General features: G+C 72.0%; 2 protein-coding genes. Both read right to left on the reverse strand.

The genetic code is table 11. From position 1 onward, the window contains the following. Positions 1-170: 170 nt before the first annotated feature. Entirely contained in the window at positions 171-914 is a 744-nt protein-coding gene (locus J0670_RS36550; protein WP_207817080.1) for an SRPBCC domain-containing protein, read from the reverse strand. Positions 915-943: 29 nt separating this feature from the next. After that, on the reverse strand, positions 944-2,109 hold a 1,166-nt coding region (locus J0670_RS36555), incomplete at its 5' end, for a cytochrome P450 (protein WP_207817082.1).

The raw sequence follows: 2,109 nt of genomic DNA on the forward strand, positions 1-2,109 counted from the left end.
CGGCGAGGGCCGAGAGGAAGGTCGGGAGCTTGTCGACCATGGCCTTGGGGACCGGGGCGGTCTGGACGCTGCCGCGCCGTACGTCCTCGACGAGGAGCGTGTAGGTGCCGTTCTCCTCGACGAGTTCGGCGGCGAAGAGCAGGGTTCGGGTTGAGCTTTCCATCGGGGTCCTAGGCTTGGGTGTCGTTGAGCCAGGCGGTCCACGCCGTAGTGGCCCGCTGCTCGTCGGCATCCTCGGCGAACAGGTGGTGGCCCAGCCAGATCGGCACGTTCCAGGTGCTGCCGTTGAAGAACCGGTAGAGCGCGTCCGGGCCGCGCAGGCCGACGAAGTCGGGGCTGAGCCAGTCCACGACCACGTCCTCCGAGTCCCCGTCCGTACCGGGGAGGTGGAGCGGCAGCCGGTCGCCGACGGCCGCGTCGGCGGCGAGGCCGAGGCGGCGGCGCAGGGCGGCGAAGTCGGCCGGGTCGGCGGTGGGTTCGGGGCGCTGGGCCCTGACGTAGACGGCGGGGCGGCCGGCGAAGTGCCGCAGGTACTCGGCGAGGCCGTGCTGGTAGAAGTCGACGTGCTTCTCGGCCGCGTCCGACTTCCTGTCCCAGACCTCGTCCCAGACGCCCTTGTGCACCCAGTGGATTCCCATCCGCAGGTGGCTCGTTCCGCCGTTCGCCGGCTCGATCCAGTAGCTGAGCGTGTTGGAGAACTCGTCGCCGACGGTCGCCCGGACGGCGAAGTGGCTCGGCGGCTCCCACGCCACGACCGTGCTGTCGGCCCGGGTGGCCTTCCCTCCGACGCGCGGCTCGATCTCCATCGGGTACAGCCAGCCGAGGTTGCCGGCGCCGGTGGCGACCGCGTCCCAGACCTGTTCGGGCGTGGCGGGCAGGTCCTGTTCCCGGCGGACCTCGAACTCTCGGGCCATGGGCGGTGCTCCTTCGTCGTCGTTCATGGTCAGTAGGTGAGCAGGAGGGTGCTCAGCCGCCGTTGCAGCGGGTTGGGCCGCCAGTCCGGCACCGCCCCGTCCGCCAGCCGCAGCTCGGGCAGCCGGCGCACCAGCGTGCCGATCGCCACCTCGGCCTGGAGCTTGGCCAGCGGGCCGCCGAGGCAGAAGTGCGGGCCGTGGCCGAAGCTCAGGTGCCGGTTGCCGGGGCGGGACAGGTCGAGCCGGTCGGGGTCCTCGAACCGCTCGGGATCGCGGTTGGTCGCGCCGAGGAACAGGTACACCAGCTCGCCCTCCCGCAGCGTCCGTCCGCCGATCTCCAGGTCCTCCGCGACGACCCGGACGATCGCCTGGGTCACCGTGTCGTAGCGGGCGAGTTCATCGACGGCGCCGCGGATCAGTCCGGGGTCCGCGCGCAGCCGGGCCAGTTGGTCCGGGTGGCGCAGCAGGGCCAGCACGCCGTTGCCGATCAGGTGGGTGGTGGTCTCGTCGCCGGCGGTGATCAGGACGAAGCACGTGGACAGCAGTTCGGAGTCGGTGAGCCTCTCGTCCTGCGCCTGGGTGGCGACCAGGGCGCTGATCAGGTCGTCGCCCGGTTCACGCCGGCGCTGCCGGATGAGCCCGGACAGGTACTCCTCGTACTGTTCGATCGCCGCCTCGGACTTGTCGATGTCCTCGCTGAGTCGGCCGAAGCGGCGGAACCAGCTCTTGACCTGTGGCCGGTCCTCGTCCGGGATGCCGAAGAGCTCGCAGACGACGGACATCGGCAACGGGGAGGCGACCGCCTCGATCAGGTCCGTGGTCGGCCCGGCCGCGACCGCCTCGTCGATGAGCCGGTCGACGATCCGTTGGACGCCGTCGCGCAGGGCTTCGACGCGCCGGGCGGTGAAGGCCCGGTTGGCCAGCCTGCGCAGCCGGGCGTGGTCCGGCGGGTCGGTGTTGGTCATCACCCGGCCGAGCCGGTCGGTGAGCCGGCTGAGGGCCTTGAGGTCGCCGCCGAGTGCGCCGTAGGCGCGGGTCATCCGGTCGCGGTCGTTGGACAGCCGCAGGTCGCTCAGGGCCGCCTCGACGTCGGCGTACCGGGTGAGGTACCAGACGCCCTGGGCGCTGCGGTGGACGGGGCTCTCGCGCCGCATGCGGGCGTAGAACGGGTACGGGTCCCGCCGGGCCTCGGGGG

It is taken from the genome of Streptomyces sp. FH025, assembly GCF_017427025.1.
GTDB lineage: Bacteria > Actinomycetota > Actinomycetes > Streptomycetales > Streptomycetaceae > Kitasatospora.